Genomic DNA, 1,141 nt, shown 5'->3' on the forward strand with positions numbered 1-1,141 from the left:
TGTGGGTGTGGGGGGTGGATGACCAGCCCGGTGTGGGTGAGGAAGGCCCAGGGGAGTCGGTGGTTCTCGTTGATGCGGTGGATGCCGCGTTCGGTGGCGTCGGCGACATCAGCGAGGTGGTCGCCGGTGAGGTTGGCGAGTTCGCGTTTCTTGATCGACGACCACAGGAGTTCGACCGGGTTGAGTTCGGGTGCGTAGGCGGGTAATCGTTCGAGGGTGAGCCAGTCCTGTTCGGCCACCCAGGCCCGCATCGCGCGGCTCCAGTGGGCGGACAGCCCGTCCCAGACAAGGACCACCTGGTCCCCGGTGTAGAACACCTTGATCTGTTCCAGCACCTGGATCAGGGTGGTGGTGTCGTAGCTGCCGGGCTTGAGGTGAAAACACAGACGAGGACCGCGATCGGGATCGGTGGCGTGGTAGCCGAGGGCTGCGGCCATGGAGGCGCGTTTCCAGTTCAGCCGGTGCCGCAGGGTCGGGGTGCGGCCACGGGGCGCAAAGGTGCGTCGGACCTGGGGCAGCAGGGAGACTCCCGATTCGTCGAGGAACACGATCCAGGCACGTTTGTTCACCGCCCCCTTTTGATGCGCGGCCACTCGTGGGCGATCCAGCGGGCGATCTCGGACTCGTTCCGCTCGATCGCCCGGCGTTCCGGACGCTGCAGACTCCACCCCAACCGTCCGGTCAGCAGTCGCCACACCGACGCCCGCGACAGGGACACCCCCGTCACGTGTTCGACCACCAGCCCGACACGCTCCAACGTCCACAGATCGGCCTCGAAGCCGTGTGCCTGGGCGCCTCGGTTCAGCGCGGCCCGTACTTCCTCGACCTGGGTGTCGTCCAGCTTGGGCGGGCGACCGGCTGCAGGACGCCGCCGTAACGCGTGAGCGCCGCCCTTCTCCCAGACGCGTTTCCACCGCCGCACGCTCTCTGCGTGGACCCCCAACATTCTGGCGATCTCGGCATTCGGGCGGCCCTGCTCGAACAACTCGACCGCCCGCACACGCCGAGCCTCGGCCAACTGAGGCCGCGTCAAAGGGGGAACAGAAGACTCGGAGGCGATGGGCGAAGGTTGGTAGGACACGACGACAGCCTCCCACCGACGAGCCCCCCACACCCACACAACTAACGAAAAGCTCAGTAG

The 1,141-nt window shown here is 66.8% G+C and carries 2 protein-coding genes; both read right to left on the reverse strand.

Annotated elements, in window-relative coordinates; translation table 11 throughout:
• Positions 1-569 (reverse strand): IS630 family transposase (locus ACTWP9_RS36635; RefSeq protein WP_443250641.1); only part of this gene is annotated, 569 nt, incomplete at its 3' end.
• Positions 566-1,120, reverse strand: a complete 555-nt coding sequence (locus ACTWP9_RS36640) for a winged helix-turn-helix domain-containing protein (protein WP_443250642.1) — start codon at positions 1,118-1,120, stop codon at positions 566-568. The genes ACTWP9_RS36635 and ACTWP9_RS36640, both read right to left, overlap by 4 nt.
• Between the last annotated feature and the right edge of the window lie 21 nt (positions 1,121-1,141).

It is taken from the genome of Streptomyces sp. 3N207 (assembly GCF_052246355.1).
Classification (GTDB): Bacteria; Actinomycetota; Actinomycetes; order Streptomycetales; family Streptomycetaceae; genus Streptomyces.